The 14988-nt window shown below is 64.3% G+C and carries 15 protein-coding genes; 3 read left to right on the top strand and 12 right to left on the bottom strand.

Translation table 11 applies throughout. The features are described 5' to 3' along the window. Positions 1 to 41: 41 nt before the first annotated feature. Complete coding sequence (locus FHG09_RS04305) at positions 42 to 896, top strand: 3-hydroxybutyryl-CoA dehydrogenase (protein ID WP_152346469.1); 855 nt, start codon at positions 42 to 44, stop codon at positions 894 to 896. A 181-nt stretch (positions 897 to 1077) separates the two neighbouring features. Here the strand turns inward: FHG09_RS04305 and FHG09_RS04300 are convergent, their stop codons facing one another. Continuing rightward, positions 1078 to 2337 (bottom strand): aminotransferase class I/II-fold pyridoxal phosphate-dependent enzyme, encoded by a 1260-nt coding sequence (locus tag FHG09_RS04300; RefSeq protein ID WP_152346468.1) that lies wholly within the window; start codon positions 2335 to 2337, stop codon positions 1078 to 1080. A 129-nt stretch (positions 2338 to 2466) separates the two neighbouring features. Between FHG09_RS04300 and FHG09_RS04295 the strand changes: the two genes are divergently transcribed. Next, the gene (locus tag FHG09_RS04295) at positions 2467 to 3201 is read left to right on the top strand and encodes a class I SAM-dependent methyltransferase (protein WP_152346467.1); all 735 of its coding nucleotides are present in this window, start codon (positions 2467 to 2469) and stop codon (positions 3199 to 3201) included. Positions 3202 to 3314: 113 nt separating this feature from the next. Here FHG09_RS04295 and FHG09_RS04290 read toward each other — a convergent pair whose 3' ends face one another. Beyond that, a complete protein-coding gene (locus FHG09_RS04290; protein ID WP_152346466.1) occupies positions 3315 to 3785 on the bottom strand; it encodes an Hsp20/alpha crystallin family protein in 471 nt (156 codons plus the stop codon). Between the two features lie 82 nt (positions 3786 to 3867). Between FHG09_RS04290 and FHG09_RS04285 the strand changes: the two genes are divergently transcribed. After that, positions 3868 to 4800 carry an AEC family transporter gene (locus tag FHG09_RS04285; protein WP_152346465.1) on the top strand — a complete coding sequence of 311 codons (933 nt, stop codon included), beginning with the start codon at positions 3868 to 3870 and terminating at the stop codon, positions 4798 to 4800. 149 nt (positions 4801 to 4949) lie between these two features. On the opposite strand, the gene FHG09_RS04280 is transcribed toward FHG09_RS04285, so the two are convergent. The 10 genes from FHG09_RS04280 to FHG09_RS04235 form a co-directional block, all read right to left on the bottom strand. Next, positions 4950 to 5465 carry a ferritin gene (locus FHG09_RS04280; RefSeq protein ID WP_152346464.1) on the bottom strand — a complete coding sequence of 172 codons (516 nt, stop codon included), beginning with the start codon at positions 5463 to 5465 and terminating at the stop codon, positions 4950 to 4952. A 190-nt stretch (positions 5466 to 5655) separates the two neighbouring features. Beyond that, positions 5656 to 7089: an amidase family protein gene (locus tag FHG09_RS04275; protein WP_152346463.1), complete on the bottom strand. Its 1434-nt coding sequence runs from the start codon at positions 7087 to 7089 to the stop codon at positions 5656 to 5658. Continuing rightward, a complete protein-coding gene (locus tag FHG09_RS04270; protein ID WP_152346462.1) occupies positions 7086 to 8327 on the bottom strand; it encodes an amidohydrolase in 1242 nt (413 codons plus the stop codon). Before FHG09_RS04270 ends, FHG09_RS04275 begins: the two co-directional genes overlap by 4 nt. Before the next feature lie 104 nt (positions 8328 to 8431). Then, a complete protein-coding gene (locus FHG09_RS04265) occupies positions 8432 to 9169 on the bottom strand; it encodes a hypothetical protein (protein ID WP_152346461.1) in 738 nt (245 codons plus the stop codon). A gap of 9 nt (positions 9170 to 9178) precedes the next feature. Further along, positions 9179 to 9925 carry a DUF5058 family protein gene (locus FHG09_RS04260; protein WP_152346460.1) on the bottom strand — a complete coding sequence of 249 codons (747 nt, stop codon included), beginning with the start codon at positions 9923 to 9925 and terminating at the stop codon, positions 9179 to 9181. A 298-nt stretch (positions 9926 to 10223) separates the two neighbouring features. Then, a complete protein-coding gene (locus FHG09_RS04255; RefSeq protein ID WP_152346459.1) occupies positions 10224 to 10727 on the bottom strand; it encodes a hotdog fold domain-containing protein in 504 nt (167 codons plus the stop codon). 43 nt (positions 10728 to 10770) lie between these two features. Continuing rightward, positions 10771 to 11199, bottom strand: a complete 429-nt coding sequence (locus FHG09_RS04250; protein ID WP_152346458.1) for a DUF1801 domain-containing protein — start codon at positions 11197 to 11199, stop codon at positions 10771 to 10773. Positions 11200 to 11472: 273 nt separating this feature from the next. Next, positions 11473 to 11934 carry a transglycosylase family protein gene (locus FHG09_RS04245; protein WP_319803242.1) on the bottom strand — a complete coding sequence of 154 codons (462 nt, stop codon included), beginning with the start codon at positions 11932 to 11934 and terminating at the stop codon, positions 11473 to 11475. 247 nt (positions 11935 to 12181) lie between these two features. Further along, the gene (locus FHG09_RS04240) at positions 12182 to 14554 is read right to left on the bottom strand and encodes an ATP-binding cassette domain-containing protein (protein WP_227492540.1); all 2373 of its coding nucleotides are present in this window, start codon (positions 14552 to 14554) and stop codon (positions 12182 to 12184) included. 5 nt (positions 14555 to 14559) lie between these two features. Beyond that, positions 14560 to 14970: a VOC family protein gene (locus FHG09_RS04235; RefSeq protein WP_152346455.1), complete on the bottom strand. Its 411-nt coding sequence runs from the start codon at positions 14968 to 14970 to the stop codon at positions 14560 to 14562. Positions 14971 to 14988 lie beyond the last annotated feature (18 nt).

Here is a 14988-nt window from a genome sequence, read left to right as displayed (position 1 = left end):
TTCGCACGACATCGACCAAAACGACTGAGAAGGAGAAGTTTATGAGCATCCAGCGCACAGCCGTCATCGGCAGCGGACTCATGGGAGCCGGAATCGCCGAGGTCCTGGCGAAATCCGGACTCGACGTCATCGTCCGTGAGATCAACGAGGAGGCTTCGGCCGCCGGTCGTGCCCGCATCGAGAAGTCCCTGGCCCGCGCAGTGGACAAGGGCAAGCTCGAGGCCGCGGCCCGCGACGAGGCACTGGGCCGACTGCGGTTCACCACCGATATCGGCGATCTGGCCGATCGTCAGCTGGTCATCGAAGCCGCCAGCGAGAACGAAGACATCAAGAAGTCGATCTTCGCCGAACTCGACGAGGTCGTCACCGACCCGGAGGCGATCCTGGCCTCGAACACCTCGTCGATGCCGATCATCCGCTTCGCCCAGTCGACCTCGCGTCCCGAACGCGTGCTCGGCGTCCACTTCTTCAACCCGGCGCCCGTGCAGCCGCTGGTGGAGATCGTCTCATCGGTCCTCACCGCCGAGGATGTCCGTGACACCGTGACCACGTTCGCTGCCGACGTGCTCGGCAAGAACCCGATCCAGGCAGACGACCGTCCCGGCTTCATCGTCAACGCACTGCTGATCCCGTACCTGATCGGCGCCATCCGGATGCTCGAGTCCGGATTCGCTACGAAGGAAGACATCGACGCGGGGATGGTCGGCGGCTGCGCCCACCCGATGGGGCCGATCAAGCTCACCGACCTCGTCGGACTCGACACCTGCCTCTACGCTGCACAGAGCATCTATGAGGAGACCGGCGATCCCGCCGCGAAGCCGCCGATCCTGCTCTCGCGCATGGTCGATGCCGGCCTTCTCGGTGTGAAGTCGGGACGCGGCTTCTACGAATACTGAGCCGAACCGGCACCGTCCGGTCGGCACTGCGGTTCCCGCCGCAGCCGAGATCAGCGCCGAAGCTCCTGGAACAGACAGGTCCGCCGCGAACCATTCGGTTCGGGGCGGACTTGTCTCAGCCGGCAGTCAGACAGATGTGTGGCAATCGAGCTCTTGTCGGAATGCAGGCGCTGTTTGGAACTCAGCCGGCCAGAAGCTTCTCATAGCTGGCCAGTCGCACACACGCGACGAGTCCCTGAGCTGCGAGTTCGACCTCCTCGAGGGTCGGCATCGTCGGGGCGATGCGGATGATGTTGTTGTGCGGGTCCAGCCCGTAGGGGTGAGTGGCACCGGCTGGGGTCAGCTTCACCCCGGCCTCCGCGGCGAGTTTGACGACCCGATCGGCGATGCCCTCCATCGTCGTCAGAGTGATGAAGTAGCCGCCGTCAGGTGAGGTCCAATGCGCCAGATCGTCTGCTCCGAGGCCGTTGTGCAGTGCAGTGAGCACGGCATCGAACTTCGGCGCGATGATCTCGGCATGCCTGCGCATATGCGCTTCGACGCCGGCGGAGTCGGAGAAGAACCGGGCATGGCGAAGCTGGTTGATCTTGTCGGGACCGATGGCGACCTTCCCGAGGTTCGCTCGCATCCAGTCGACCGTGGCCGGGCCCCCGGCGAAGAACGACACTCCGGCGCCGGCATGAGTGATCTTCGAGGTCGAGGCGAAGATCCACGCCCGTTCGGGATTGCCCGCCTCGGCGCACAGGGAGAGGATGTCGAGATTGTCCGGATGGTCCTCACGCAGATGGTGCACCCCGTAGGCGTTGTCCCACAGCAGAGTGAAGTCGGGCGCAGCGGTCGGCATCGCCGCGAGCTCCCGTGCCCGCGCCTCGGTGATGGTGACTCCGGTCGGATTCGAATACATCGGCACCAGCCACATGCCCTTCACCGCCGGATCGTCTGCCAGGCGTTGGGCCTCGGCGATGATCGGGCCCTCCTCGTCCATGGGAATGGTCAGCAGTTCGAAGCCGAGGGATTCGGCCAGGGTGAAATGGCGGTCGTAGCCGGGCACGGGGCACAGCAGCTTGTGCGGGCCCTGACCCCACGGGCGGTCATCGACGGCCGTTCCGTGCATCAGCGCGAAGGTCAGGGCCTGGGTCATGAACGTCAGCGAGGCATTGCCTCCGGCCAACAGCTGAGCGGCCGGCACCTTGAGCAGCGGCGCGAAGATCTCTCGCAGTTCGATGAGCCCGTCGAGACCGCCGTAGTTGCGAGTGTCGACCCCATTGGGAGTGAGGAAGTCGTCGCCGCTGACCGCAGTGAGCAGATCGGCGGCGAGGTCGAGCTGGTCGGGGGCCGGCTTGCCTCGAGTGATGTCGAGAGCGAGGCCGCGAGAGGCGAATTCCTCGTAGGCGGCGGAGGCCTCATCCAGTTTGGATCGGAGGTCGGACGGTGCGGACATGGTGGCTCCTTAGGGCTGGGAACGGGCCGTTGACTCCATCCTATCGACTCGCAGTGCGTGGACGACGTTAGAGTGGTCTGGAGCGGTCGCCCGAACGGCCGGTGGAGGCTCGGCGAAAGGCAGACTCAGATGGTGCGACCACGCGCGCAGGCAGCCCACGGGCGCGGTTTCGGCGCCCAGGCCGGAGTCTATGACGAGGTGCGCCCCGGTTATCCCGACGCTGCCCTCGGCCTGGCTCTGTCCGGCTGGGACCGGAACTGGTCCGATCTGCGGGTGTGCGACCTGGGCGCCGGAACCGGGATCCTCAGCCGCAGGCTGGCCGCATACGGCACGGATCTCATCGCCGTCGATCCCGACACGGCGGCACTCGAACGCAATCCTGCCCCCACCATGGTCGGCACCGCCGAGGACACCGGTCTGGATTCGGACAGCCTCGACCTCGTCACCGTGGCTCAGGCCTGGCATTGGTTCGACGAAGCGAGGGCCGCCGCCGAGGTGGCCCGCATCCTCAGGCCCGGAGGGCGGCTGCTCATCCTCATCAACCAACTCGACGTCCGCGTCGACTGGGTGCTGCGTCTGAGCCGGATCATGCACGCCGGTGACGTGTACCGACCTCAGTACCGGCCCCAACCCGGCGGGGGACTGACTCTCACCGATCACCTGATCGTCGATTTCACCACCGAGCTGTCCGTCGATGGAATCGTCGATCTGGCTCGCACACGTTCCTACTGGCTGCGTTCGAACGAGACGACTCGAACTCGGGTCGAATCGAACCTGCGCGAATACCTCCGGGTCGAACATCCGGTGCCGGACACGGTGGATCTGCCGTATCTGTGCCTGGCCTACCTCCTCGAACGTCGCTGACCGAACGAAGCGGGCCGCACCCTGGTTCAGGTGCGGCCCGCTGTCAGCGTCCGAGCGGCCAATCTGCGTCCGATCCTCGGCCCACTTCTCTGCGCTGGAGTTCTGCGCTCGAGTCAGCTGTCGACGCCGGGGGAGCGGGGCTCGTCCGACGTGGACGATTCGACCACCTCGGGGGCGGTCTGTCCGGAGGCGTGCGAGACGGAGATCTTCCGCGGACGGGCCTCCTCGGCGACGGGGATCGTCAGCGTGAGAACGCCGTCGCTGTAATCGGCGCGGATGCGATCCAGTGCCACCCGGTTGCCGAGCGTGAGCTGTCGGGCATAGGTGCCGTTGGTGCGTTCCCTGGTCAGCCACTTCACGTCCTTGTCAGCGACCTCGGATTCGCGGCGAGCACGAACCGTGAGCGTGCGGTCCTCGACGTCGACATCGATGCTGCTCGGATCGACTCCGGGCATGTCGATGCGGGCGATGAAGACTTCACCGTCACGGTAGAGGTCCATCGGCAAGGTGGTGGCATTCGGTGTCCGGGTCACCTCGGAGAAGAATCGGTCGAGGTCACGGAAGGGGTCGAAACGTGTAGCCATGTGCTTCCTTTCGTTCGGGTCCTACATTGAGTCAAACACACTCAACTTTGAAATGATTCCGAACTCATGAAATTCTCAGTCTGTGAGCCTGGTTCCCATACTTCTCGCCCTCCTTCCCGTCACGGTGCTCATCGCCTTCGGCCTCGTGCTGGGGAGGCTGCCGGGATTTCGGAGTCCGGAGTTCTGGTCGGGTGCGGAGAAGCTCGCATACTACTGTCTGCTGCCGGTGCTCCTCTTCACGTCCGTCGCCGAGGTGGACGTGGCTCATGTCCCGCTCGCGCGCTTGGCGGCGGCGCTCGTCGTTCCCACAGTGATCGTGTCCCTGGGCATCGTCCTGGCGCGTCGGGTCATCGCCCGCGATCTCCCCGCCTTCACCTCGGTGCTGCAGGGCGGAATCCGCTTCAACACCTATATCGGCCTGTCCCTGGCGGGAAGCCTGTTCGGCTCAGAAGGCAGTGCTGTGGCTGCGATCGTCGCCGCGATCCTCGTCCCCACGGTCAATGTCATCTCGAGCCTCGGGTTCGAGCTCCTGCGCACGGGGCCGAGCTCTCTGCTTGCGCTGCTGCGTGCGATCGTGACGAATCCTCTGGTGCTCGGCTGCGTGGCCGGAGCGGTGGCGAACATCAGCGGGCTGGGTCTGCCGGTCGTGGCGGCAACAGTCCTCGATCCGTTGGCGGCCGCCTCGCTGCCCATCGGTCTGCTGTGTGTCGGCGCCGGTCTGCGGACGTTCTCCATGCGAGCCCATGCCCGAGCCATCATCGCGTCGACCATCATCAAGCTGCTCGTCCTGCCGGGGCTGTCTCTGGCGGCTCTGTCCATCGTCGGCATACCGACGGTGCCGGCGCTGGTCGGGCTGATCTTCCAATCGATTGCGACGGCGAGCTCCGGCTATGTCATGGCCCGACAGCTCGGGGGAGATGCGAGGCTCATGGCCGCCCTGATCGCCGGCCAGACCGTCGTCATGCTCGTGACACTGCCGGTCGTGCTTCTCATCGGACAATCCGTGCTCGGCTGAGTTCGGTTCCTTCTCGCCCGTGTCTCGGGTCCAGACAGCTCAGCGGCCGACCCCGCAGAGGGATCGGCCGCTGAGTGCTCGATTCGAGTTCGCACTCGGCTCATGTCGCTCGATCGAAGCGCTGAGCCTGAGTGATCAGTCTGCAGATGTCACTCGCTGTCTGCGGTGATATCAGGGTGGCGTGAGCCGAGTTCGGAATCGATGCGCAGGACACCGGCACCGTCGTTGCCGACGCGCTCGAGACGGCCGATGATCTCGGAGATGCTCGACTCTTCCTCGACCTGCTCGTCGATGAACCAGTGGAGCAGCGGCAGAACGTCGAGGTCGGTTTCGTCCTGGGCGGTGCGGTAGAGGCTGCGGATGGACTCCGAGACCTTCTCCTCGTGGGCCAGTGCTGCCTTGAAGAAGTCGATCGGCTGTGAACCGGAGACCTTCGGAGCGGCGATATCGCCGATCTGAGGGGCGAATCCGCGGTCGAGGCAGTGCTGGGTGAACTTCGCGGCGTGAACCTGCTCTTCTTCGGACTGAGCACGCATCCAGCGCGTCATTCCGGGCAGATCGAGGTCGTCGAGTTGGATGGAGAGCTGGAGGTAGACCAGCGAGGCTTCGAGTTCGAGGGTGACCTGCTCGTTGAGGGCCTTCTGCATGGCGGGGCTCAGGTGCATCTTTTACTCCTTTGCGGTTCGAGGCGGATCCATTCCGCCTGCTTAGAGAATATCCTGACACCTTTTCTAGAACGGTTCCAGTGTGGAAAGGCTCGGCAAACTCCGCCCAGGTTTGCCATACCTGCGTCAAATCCGTGACCTCGGCAGTTCGGAACTCGGCAGTTCGAAGCTCGGCGCGGGGGGGGTCTGCTCAGAGGTCCGGCCGCCGGGCGTGGTGTCCGGTCGCTGCTTCGAAGGCGTGCGCGACTCGGAGCAGCTCGACATCAGCACCTGGTCTCGCGACGATCTGGACGCCCACGGGCAGGCCCGAGTCCGAGAACCCGGCCGGCACCGAAATCGCCGGGCACCCGGTCGCCGAGATGAGGCACAGCGCCCGCATCCAGTCGAGGTAGTTGTACAGCTGCACTCCGTTGATCTGCGTCGGATACTCGATGTCCGCATCGAACGGCAGGACCTGACAGGTGGTGAGCACGAGGACGTCGTGCTCGGTGAAGTAGCGGTCGATCTCGCCGTGCAGGCGAGTGCGTGCGGATTCGGCCGAGGCCACCTCGGCGCCCGTGAGATCGAGGCCCATGCGGATGTTCCATCCGACCGATTCCTTGATCATGTCCGGATGCGCCTCGTACAGCCCTCCCCAGGAGCCGATGAAGTCGAGGGCACGGCGAACGTTGAATACCTCATCGGCGTCGGTGAGGTTCGGAATCTCATCATCCACTTGTGCGCCGAGGCCGGCGAAGACCTGGGCGGTGGACGCGACGATCTCCGCAACCTCGGTCTCGACCGGCAGCAGTCCGCCCAGATCGGGACTGAAGCCGACCCGCAGACCGGTGAGGGCGGGGGAGTAGTCCGCATCGAGCGCGAACTCCGGAAGGTCGAAGACCCTGCCCGATTCGACGATCGATGCCGGCGCGGAGGCATGCGGCCCGGAGGCCACCGACATCAGCAGCGCCACATCGGAGACCGTGCGTGCCATGAAACCGCTCTGGCCCAGCCACGCAAACGGATTGCCCGGTGGCACATGCGGGATGCGTCCGTTGCTCGGTCGCAGCCCCACGACGTTGTTGAACGATGCCGGCGACCGCAGCGATCCGCCCATATCCGATCCGTCCCCGGAGGCCTGGATGCCTGCCGCGAGCACCGCTCCGACTCCGCCGGAGGAGCCCGAAGCGGATTTCGTCCGGTCATAGGGGTTCACGGTCGTTCCGAACACTTCATTGAAGGTGTGCGAGCCGGCAGCGAATTCGGGCACATTCGTCTTGCCCGTCGTCGTGATCCCGGCAGACTTGAGGCGGGCGATGATGAGCGCATCCGATTCGGGCACGCGGTCGGCCATGAGCGGCGAACCCCAGGTCGTCCGCATCCCCGCCGTGTCGTGAGTGTCCTTATGCGTCATCGGCACTCCGTGCAGCGCGCCGAAGCTCTCACCGCGAGCAGTCGCGGCATCCGCTGCTTCGGCCCGAGCCAAGGCGGCCTCGTCATCACGGGTGATCACGGCGTTGAGAGCGGGATTGACCTCATCGATGCGGTCGAGGTGAGCCTGCAGCGCCTCACGGGCCGAGACATCTCTGGCAGCGATCCGGGCGGCCAGCTCACGAGTCGACCACCATCGCATCTCATCGGTCATGCGTTGTCCTTTCCGACCTTGCTCAGCACTGCAGACAGCGCGGCCCTGATGCCGGTCTCGAGAGTGGTCTCGACATCGTCGGGGGCGAAGAACGGGGAGTGATTCCCGGGTGGGGTCTCTTCGCCTTCGAATTTCGCGGGGGAGTAGCCGCCGAAGAACCAGTACACGTACGGGACTCCGATGTCATCGCCGAACGCTCCGACATCCTCGCTGCCGGTGGCCGGCTTATCGAGGTGGACCTGGTCGGTTCCGAGTTCGGCTCCGGCATGGGTGAGGAACGACTCCGTCTCCGCGGGGTCGTTGAAGCAGCGCGGGAACCGGTACATCTCCTCGATCTCGGGTTCCGGTGCTCCGGAAGCCAGCGCCTCGGCGAGGATGACCCGTCGGACGCGGTCGAGGACGACTTCGCGGACCTCCTCGTTGAAGGTGCGGATATTGAGTTTGAACTCGGCGGAGTCGGGGATGATGTTCTCCTTGAGTCCTCCGTGGAAGGTGCCGACGGTGACGACGGCCATGTCGTTGCCGGAGATCTCACGGGACACGACCGACTGGAGGCGGGTGATCATATAGGCGCCGAGGACGATCGGGTCGATCGCGTTCTCCGGCTGAGAGCCGTGTGCCTGCTTGCCCCTGACGGTCACGCGCAGGCAGTCGGACATCGCCATGGCGGTACCGCTGCTGACGTAGACGTGGCCGGCGACGCCAGGCCACACATGCTGGCCGTAGATCACGTCGGGGCGCACGATCCGGTCCCAGAGTCCGTCGTCGAGCATTGCCCGTGCACCCTGGCCGGTCTCCTCCCCGGGCTGGAAGATCATGACCACTGTTCCCGACCACAGGTCCCTGTGTGCGATGAGGTGCTTGGCCAGATAGAGCCCGACCGTGATGTGGGTGTCATGACCGCAGCCGTGCATGACGTTCGTCGTCTCGCCGTCGGGAAGAGTGCCGTCCGCTGTGGAGGCGTAGTCGAGTCCGGTGTCCTCGGCGATCGGCAGTCCGTCGATGTCGGCACGGTAGCCGATGACCGGCCCGTCACCGTTTTCGATCACGGCCACGACTCCGGTGCCCCCGAAGGTGTGCGTGGTCAGTCCCAGTGCCTGGAGCCTGGAGGCGATCTCAGCGGCGGTGTTCGTCTCCTGCATCGACAGCTCGGGAGTGCTATGGAAGTGCTTGTAGTCCGCGATCGTCTGGTCGAGATCGGCACTGATCGACGTGCGGAGGGCGGGATTGAGAGACATGTTGTCCTTTCAGCAGTGGTCTGGTGCCATCTTGGCAGGAATTCTCGAAGATGGTCGGCGGTCTCGGCAGTCGAACGCCGAGCGCATGCCGTCGTCTTCTGGCGTCAGTTGATGCCGACGGTATCGGTGCCGTCACCTCCGGCTCTCTTGTCCGTGACCGCCTTGTTGCGGGTGAACCATGTGATGAGGATGGTCAGGAAGACGACGATGGCGACGTCCCCGGGAGCGAGCACGGGAACCAGCCGAACGAGCACGAGAATGACCAGCGCCGCCATGCCGAGTGCGATGAGTGTGGATTTGACCTGTTTGAGGGAGGCGATGAGCTGCACGGTGACACCGCCGAGGATCGCCGGGAGGATGTAGAGCTTGGCGACGAGGGTGATCGGCTCGGGGATGAGGGCGACGAGCCAGGTCCCGAGGATGCCGACGAAGATGATCATCGAGGCCACGTGGATGATCGCGGCCCCGCAGATGGCCATCGTGGCCGCATACTCGCCCTTGCGGGTCCCCGGCTTCGCACCGATCGTGTCCTGAGCGACGATCGCCGAGGGCAGCAGTTTGTTCGAGACGTTGCCGATCATGAAGGCCTGGTACATGCCGGCTGGTCCGAGGATCGGGAAGTAGGTGAGAGGTTCGACGATGTAGAAGACTCCGTAGACGGCGAACACGGCGAGGAATCCCTTGAGGATCTCCGCGACGTCGATGTTCGCATCCGCGACGAAGAGCAGATAGAAGGGCACCGAGGTGGCGATGAGGAATCCGATGAACAGCGTGATCGACCCCCACCGGCTGGTGGTGCGCTCGAATGCCGCATGTGAGGGTGATGTGATGAGCGATGACATGTTCTCTCCTCAGGCTTCGGGCAGGCCGAGACCGGCATAGTGGGCGAAGTAGGCGGCGACGAGGCCGATGAGCAGGGAGAATCCCAGTCCCCATTCCTTCAGCCAGTTCTGTTTGAGCGTCTTGGCCAACAGCAGGCAGATGCTCATCACCACGGCCGAGACGACGACGGCGATGACGTGGGTCGGTGACTTGGGCAGCTCCCGGAAGGTCAGGGCCGCGAAGGCCGCGAGCAGCGCCGCGCCCGGGATGATCGACATGAGTGCGGGATTGACCTTCTCGAGCTTGTGCGAGCTGCGTCTGAAGATCGGGGTGAGGATCAGGGTGGAGATCATCCAACCGGCGCCCGAGAGGCTCATGGCCATCAGCGCGACGATGAAGACTCCGCGGGTGAACGTCTCATCACCGAGGTTGGCGCCCATGGTCCCTGCGGCCAGAGAGGCCGAGGCCACCTCGGTGGCGGCGGATCCGATGAGGCCGACGCGGACGATGACCGGGGGAGTGCCGAACAGCGGAAGCAGGGCGATGGCGACGAGAACCACCGACAGGGATGGGCCGATCGCGGCGACCCCGCCGGCGCGGAAGGCCGAACGGACTTCCTGTTGGCTCATTCCTGCGGACTCGGCGTTCTTCTTCACAGCGGTCATGTAGATGAGCGACTGTACGACGACGACGCCCATCACCGCCATCGCGAGTATCCAGAGAATCGGTGCATTTGCGAGGCCTATGTAGTCGGCCGAACCGCTGGCCATGGGCATGGTCAGCTCCTCACTTCATTGTTGAGTTGCAGGGACGCACACCGGCAAGCCGCATTGGTATACCATCACGCGGTGCGCAGGAACAACCTATACTGACCAACCGGTCAGGGGCCATAGTTCGGTCAGAAATTCCCACCAGTCGGGATATGGAAAATCGATGAGCCTCATCAATCGGCTTGAGGCTCACTTGCCCGACTCTGCATACCGCCGCCGGCCCTGAGGCGGCCGACCGACGGGGGAGTCGACCACCTCAGTGCCGACGGCTCATCACTGCGGGGGCGGTGGGGGCCGCAGCGCCTCAACGCCTCTTCGGCGAGATGTGCATCGTGATGCGAGCTGTGACGAAGGCGGTGCCGTCGGCGTCGAGGACGTCGACGGGAACGATGATGTCGAACTTCTCGGCTCCGAACTCGGGAATCTCCTCGAGACGGGCGATCGCCGTGACTGCGGTGGTGGCCGTGGCGTTGTATTCGACGGTCATTCCTGCGGGAATCCACCGATGCGTGGCGGGCACAGTCGCCTCGGTGAGCATCCCTCCGGCGATCTCGGCCATATTGCACGATGCGATCGCGTGGTACGTGCCGAGATGGTTGCGCATTCCGCGACGATTCGGCGCTGTGACGCGACACAGGCCCGGCCGCAGCTCCCTGATCAGCGGACGCACGGTGCGGAAGTAGGGCGCCTTGAAGCAGACGGCCTGCGAGAACAGCCAGTTGCCCAAAGGCAGCTCCTGTATCTTCTTCCAGAGTCTGAACGTGGGCGCCGGGTCAGCACTCTGAGCGGCGGTGGCGTCTGCGGACATGAAGGCTTCCTTTCCCGTGAGCTAAGTTACTAGTCAGTACATGCTAGCAGTCCGCCCATTCGGCCAGGGTGTGATCGCGCGTGCGCTCGAGCAGCTCTCGCAGTATCGCCTCGTCCACGCCGGTGAGGCGCGTGAGGTAGAGGCACGATGTGCCGCTGCGGAATCTCCCGAGTCGCGAGACGAGGTCGGGCCAGCGGTCTTCGAAGTCGCTCGTGAGGTAGATCGTATGCTGACGTGCGGCGGGGGAGAAGGCCAATACCGGCATAGTCCCACCGCGACCCGATTCGTAACTGTAGGTGACTTCGCCGAAGCCGATGATCCGTGAGGCCCACACGACGGGCTGTTCACCGGAGACCTCGCCGAGGAGTTCGATGAGCTCATCGGCTTCGGCGCGTCTGGGCCCTTGGGCGCGATCGAGCACGTCGGCGATGTCGTCGCCGGTCGGCCTCATCGCCGGTTGTGGCTGCGCCATATCAACTCCCACATCGGTGCTGTGACGACATCCATGTCGGTGGAGTCGATTCTTCGGTTCCCACCATAGACGCAGATCCGGGAAGAGGCCGCATGTGTTTACTTAACATAATGTATATTATCGGCGTTATACCCGAAGCGGGAGAGCCTGGCTTCTCATGAGTGACAGAGATGGCCGTGAGCGTCGAACGCGACGCTCACGGCCATCTCGGCCTCAGACCACGACAGGTCTGTCAGTGACTGCGGGTCGCTGAGCCACAGATCATCATGGACCTCAGCCGCCGACGGTGACGTTGCCGCCGAGTCCGACCTTGCCGCTGTCGCCGTCATCCTTCTTGCCGCCGTCGTCCTTCGAGCCGCCTCCGTCATCGGCGGCGCCATTGGACTTCGTCAGCCCGGCTTTCTCACCGCAGGTCGGCCATGCGCCCGGGCCCTGTTCCTTGAGGACCTTCTGAGCGATGCGGATCTGCTCCTTCTTGCTGTGCTGGTCCGCTGTGCCCGAACCGCCGAAGCCGTTCCAGGTCTGCTTGGAGAACTGCAGACCACCGTAGTATCCGTTTCCGGTGTTGATGTCCCAGTCACCGCCGGATTCGCATTCGGCGACCTTGTCCCAGACGCCCTTCTCAGATGCCTGAGCCGGCTGCCCTGCGCTCATTCCGGTCACTCCGGCGGCTGCGACAGCGCCGGCGCCGACGAGCAGGGCGACCTTGCGGAGGCTTGTGCTGTAGAGGTTCACTGTGTCTTCTCCAAAGTACGACTGCATTTCGGTTCTGTAACCCGGTCGTTACCGAGCTGTTATACACCGTAACGAATCTGCGGTGGAGAGTGAACCCGAGAACCCGGAATCAGCATCCGAATCCTCTCCGCAGAACCTGAGGGGAAGCTGACCGGAAGCGGCTTCCCCGTCCCTGAGCAGAGCGGCCAGGAGGCGCACTCCCCTGGCACCTGACCTGCAGCTCGGCAGTCCGATGGGCACAGCCGGATCAGGCGTTCACATATGCGGCCAGATGCTTCCCGGTCACCGATCCGTTCTCTTCCGCACCTGCGACGATCTGGGCCGGACTGCCTTCGAAGACGATGGAACCTCCGTCATGCCCGGCACCGGGACCGAGGTCGATGATGTGGTCGGCGTGAGCCATCACGGCCTGATGGTGTTCGATGACGATGACGGTCCGTCCGGAGTCGACGAGTCCATCGAGCAGGCCCAGCAGGTTCTCGACATCGGCCAGATGCAGACCCGTCGTCGGTTCATCGAGGATGATCACCTGGGCCGCGTCGGCGGCCTTCGCCGACAGGTGCACCGCCAGCTTCAGCCGCTGTCGCTCTCCCCCGGACAACGTCGTCAGCGGCTGTCCCAGACTGACATAGCCCAGCCCCACCTCGGCGAGGATCCCCAGGATCTTCACGACAGCAGGGATGCGCGACTCCCCCGCACCGAAATGGTCGACTGCGGAGACCACAGGCAGATCCAGGACCTCGCGGATGTTCAGCCCGTCCAACGTGTATTCGAGCACCTCGGCTTGGAATCCCTTGCCCTCGCACTCATCGCACGGTGCCGACACACCGCCCATGAGCGCCATATCCGAAAAGATGATCCCGGCACCGTTGCACACCGGGCAGGCGCCTTCGGAATTCGCGCTGAACAGTGACGGCTTGACCCCATTGGCCTTCGCGAAGGCCTTCCGAATGGGCTCGAGCATGCCCGTATACGTGGCAGGGTTGCTGCGCCGGGATCCCTTGATCGGAGCCTGATCGATCATCACTACTCCGTCGCGTCCCCGCAGGGACCCCTCGATGAGGCTGCTCTTGCCCGAACCGGCGACTCCGGTGACGACGGTGAGCACGCCGAGGGGCACATCGACGTCGACGTCCCTGAGGTTATGCGACTGAGCACTGCGGATCTCGAGTGCGCCGGCCGATTCCCGGATCGTGTCCTTGAGAGCCGCCGTGTACCCGAGGTGGCGGCCGGTGTGGGTATCGGATGCGCGGAGACCATCGACGGTGCCGGTGAAGGTGACCTCTCCCCCGTTGCCGCCGGCTCCGGGACCGAGGTCGACGATGTGGTCGGCGATGAGTATCGTCTCGGGTTTGTGTTCGACGACGAGGACCGTGTTGCCCTTGTCCCGCAGCGCCAGCAGCAGTTCATTCATCGACTGGATGTCGTGCGGGTGCAGACCGATGGTCGGTTCGTCGAAGACGTAGGTGACATCGGTCAGTGAGGATCCGAGGTGACGGACCAGTTTGATCCGCTGCGCCTCTCCCCCGGACAGCGACCCTGCCGATCGGTCCAGGGACAGATACCCGAGTCCGATGTCGTTGAATGCCTGCACATCCGCCCGCAGAGAATCGAGCAGCGCCGAGGCTGCTCCGGGTTCGATCCGGTCCAGCCAGTCTGTGATGTCCGAGATCTGCAGAGCGCAGACATCGGCTATCGATTGTCCGGCGATCAGCGAGGAACGGGCGGCCGCGTTGAGACGAGTTCCCTCGCATTCGGGGCAGGTGGTGAACACGACGGCTCGGTCGACGAACTCGCGGATGTGCTTCTGCATCGAGTCCCGGTCCTTGGACAGGAACGACCGGCGGATACGAGGAATCAGCCCGTCGAAGGTGATGTTCGTGCCGTTGATCTTGACCTTCTCACCTTCGGCGTAGAGCAGGTAGTGCCGCTCATTCTCATCGAAGTCGGCGACGGGCTTGTCCGGGTCGAAGTAGCCGGATTCGGAGAATATCCGCACCGACCAGCCACCGGGTTTGTATCCGGGGACGGTGATGGCTCCCCCGGCTAAGGATTTCGACTCATCGACCACCTCGGCGATGGAGATGTCCGTGGCCGTGCCCATTCCCTCACAGTGCGGACACATACCGCCGTTGACGGAGAAAGACCTGCGTTCGACCTGTTTGCCCTCGCCCTTGTCGATGGAGACCGCGCCCTTCCCGCTGAGGGTGGCGACATTGAAGGAGTACGCGTTCGTCGATCCGAGGTTCGGCTCTGCCCTGCGGGCGAAGAGAGTGCGCAGCTTCGCATTGATGTCCGAGACCGTGCCCACGGTGGAGCGCGGGTTCGCCCCGATGCGTTCCTGATCGACGAGGATGGCGGTGGTCAGTCCTTCGAGGACGTCGACCTCGGGGCGGGCCATCGCCGGCATGAATCCCTGGACGAAGGCGGAATAGGTTTCGTTGATCATCCGCTGGGACTCGGCGGCGATGGTGTGGAAGACCAGCGAGCTCTTGCCGGAACCGGACACTCCGGTGAACACTGTGAGGCGGCGTTTGGGGATTTCGACGCTGACGTTCTTGAGGTTGTTCTCCCGGGCTCCGCTGACGCGGATGAGGTCGTGGCTGTCGGCTGTGTGCACCGGTCTCAGCCTCTCTGCTGGATGCGGATCATGTTGCCTGCGGGGTCCCGCAGGGCGCAGTCGCGCAGTCCATAGGGCTGGTCCATCGGCTCCTGCACGATGTCGGCGCCCTTGGCCTCCACCTCGGCGAAGACCTCGTCGACGTTCGGGCTGGCGAGCACGATCGCGGCGTAGCTGCCCTTGGCCATGAGCGCCTCGATGGTCTCACGTTCGGTGCCGCTGATCGTCGGATCGGTCACCGCAGGTGTGAGCACGATGGAGGTGTCCGGTTGGTTCTTCGGCCCGACCGTCAGCCAGCGCATGCGTCCGGATCCGACGTCGAGGCGCAGTTCGAAGCCGAGGACGTCGCGGTAGAAGTGCAGGGATTGTTCGGCATCGGTATGCGGCAGGAAGCTGGCGTTGATCGAGATGTCCATGACAGCAATCGTAGACTG

The organism is Brevibacterium sp. CFH 10365, from assembly GCF_009299785.1.
Lineage (GTDB): Bacteria > Actinomycetota > Actinomycetes > Actinomycetales > Brevibacteriaceae > Brevibacterium > Brevibacterium limosum.
This window is presented reverse-complemented; position numbering and strand designations above follow the sequence as displayed.

Coding starts and splice junctions, on each gene's coding strand:
- FHG09_RS04305 (WP_152346469.1), top strand. CDS start 42: ATGAGCATCCAGCGCACAGCCGTCATCGGCAGCGGACTCATGGGAGCC.
- FHG09_RS04300 (WP_152346468.1), bottom strand. CDS start 2,337: ATGTCCGCACCGTCCGACCTCCGATCCAAACTGGATGAGGCCTCCGCC.
- FHG09_RS04295 (WP_152346467.1), top strand. CDS start 2,467: ATGGTGCGACCACGCGCGCAGGCAGCCCACGGGCGCGGTTTCGGCGCC.
- FHG09_RS04290 (WP_152346466.1), bottom strand. CDS start 3,785: ATGGCTACACGTTTCGACCCCTTCCGTGACCTCGACCGATTCTTCTCC.
- FHG09_RS04280 (WP_152346464.1), bottom strand. CDS start 5,465: ATGCACCTGAGCCCCGCCATGCAGAAGGCCCTCAACGAGCAGGTCACC.
- FHG09_RS04275 (WP_152346463.1), bottom strand. CDS start 7,089: ATGACCGATGAGATGCGATGGTGGTCGACTCGTGAGCTGGCCGCCCGG.
- FHG09_RS04270 (WP_152346462.1), bottom strand. CDS start 8,327: ATGTCTCTCAATCCCGCCCTCCGCACGTCGATCAGTGCCGATCTCGAC.
- FHG09_RS04265 (WP_152346461.1), bottom strand. CDS start 9,169: ATGTCATCGCTCATCACATCACCCTCACATGCGGCATTCGAGCGCACC.
- FHG09_RS04260 (WP_152346460.1), bottom strand. CDS start 9,925: ATGCCCATGGCCAGCGGTTCGGCCGACTACATAGGCCTCGCAAATGCA.
- FHG09_RS04255 (WP_152346459.1), bottom strand. CDS start 10,727: ATGTCCGCAGACGCCACCGCCGCTCAGAGTGCTGACCCGGCGCCCACG.
- FHG09_RS04250 (WP_152346458.1), bottom strand. CDS start 11,199: ATGGCGCAGCCACAACCGGCGATGAGGCCGACCGGCGACGACATCGCC.
- FHG09_RS04235 (WP_152346455.1), bottom strand. CDS start 14,970: ATGGACATCTCGATCAACGCCAGCTTCCTGCCGCATACCGATGCCGAA.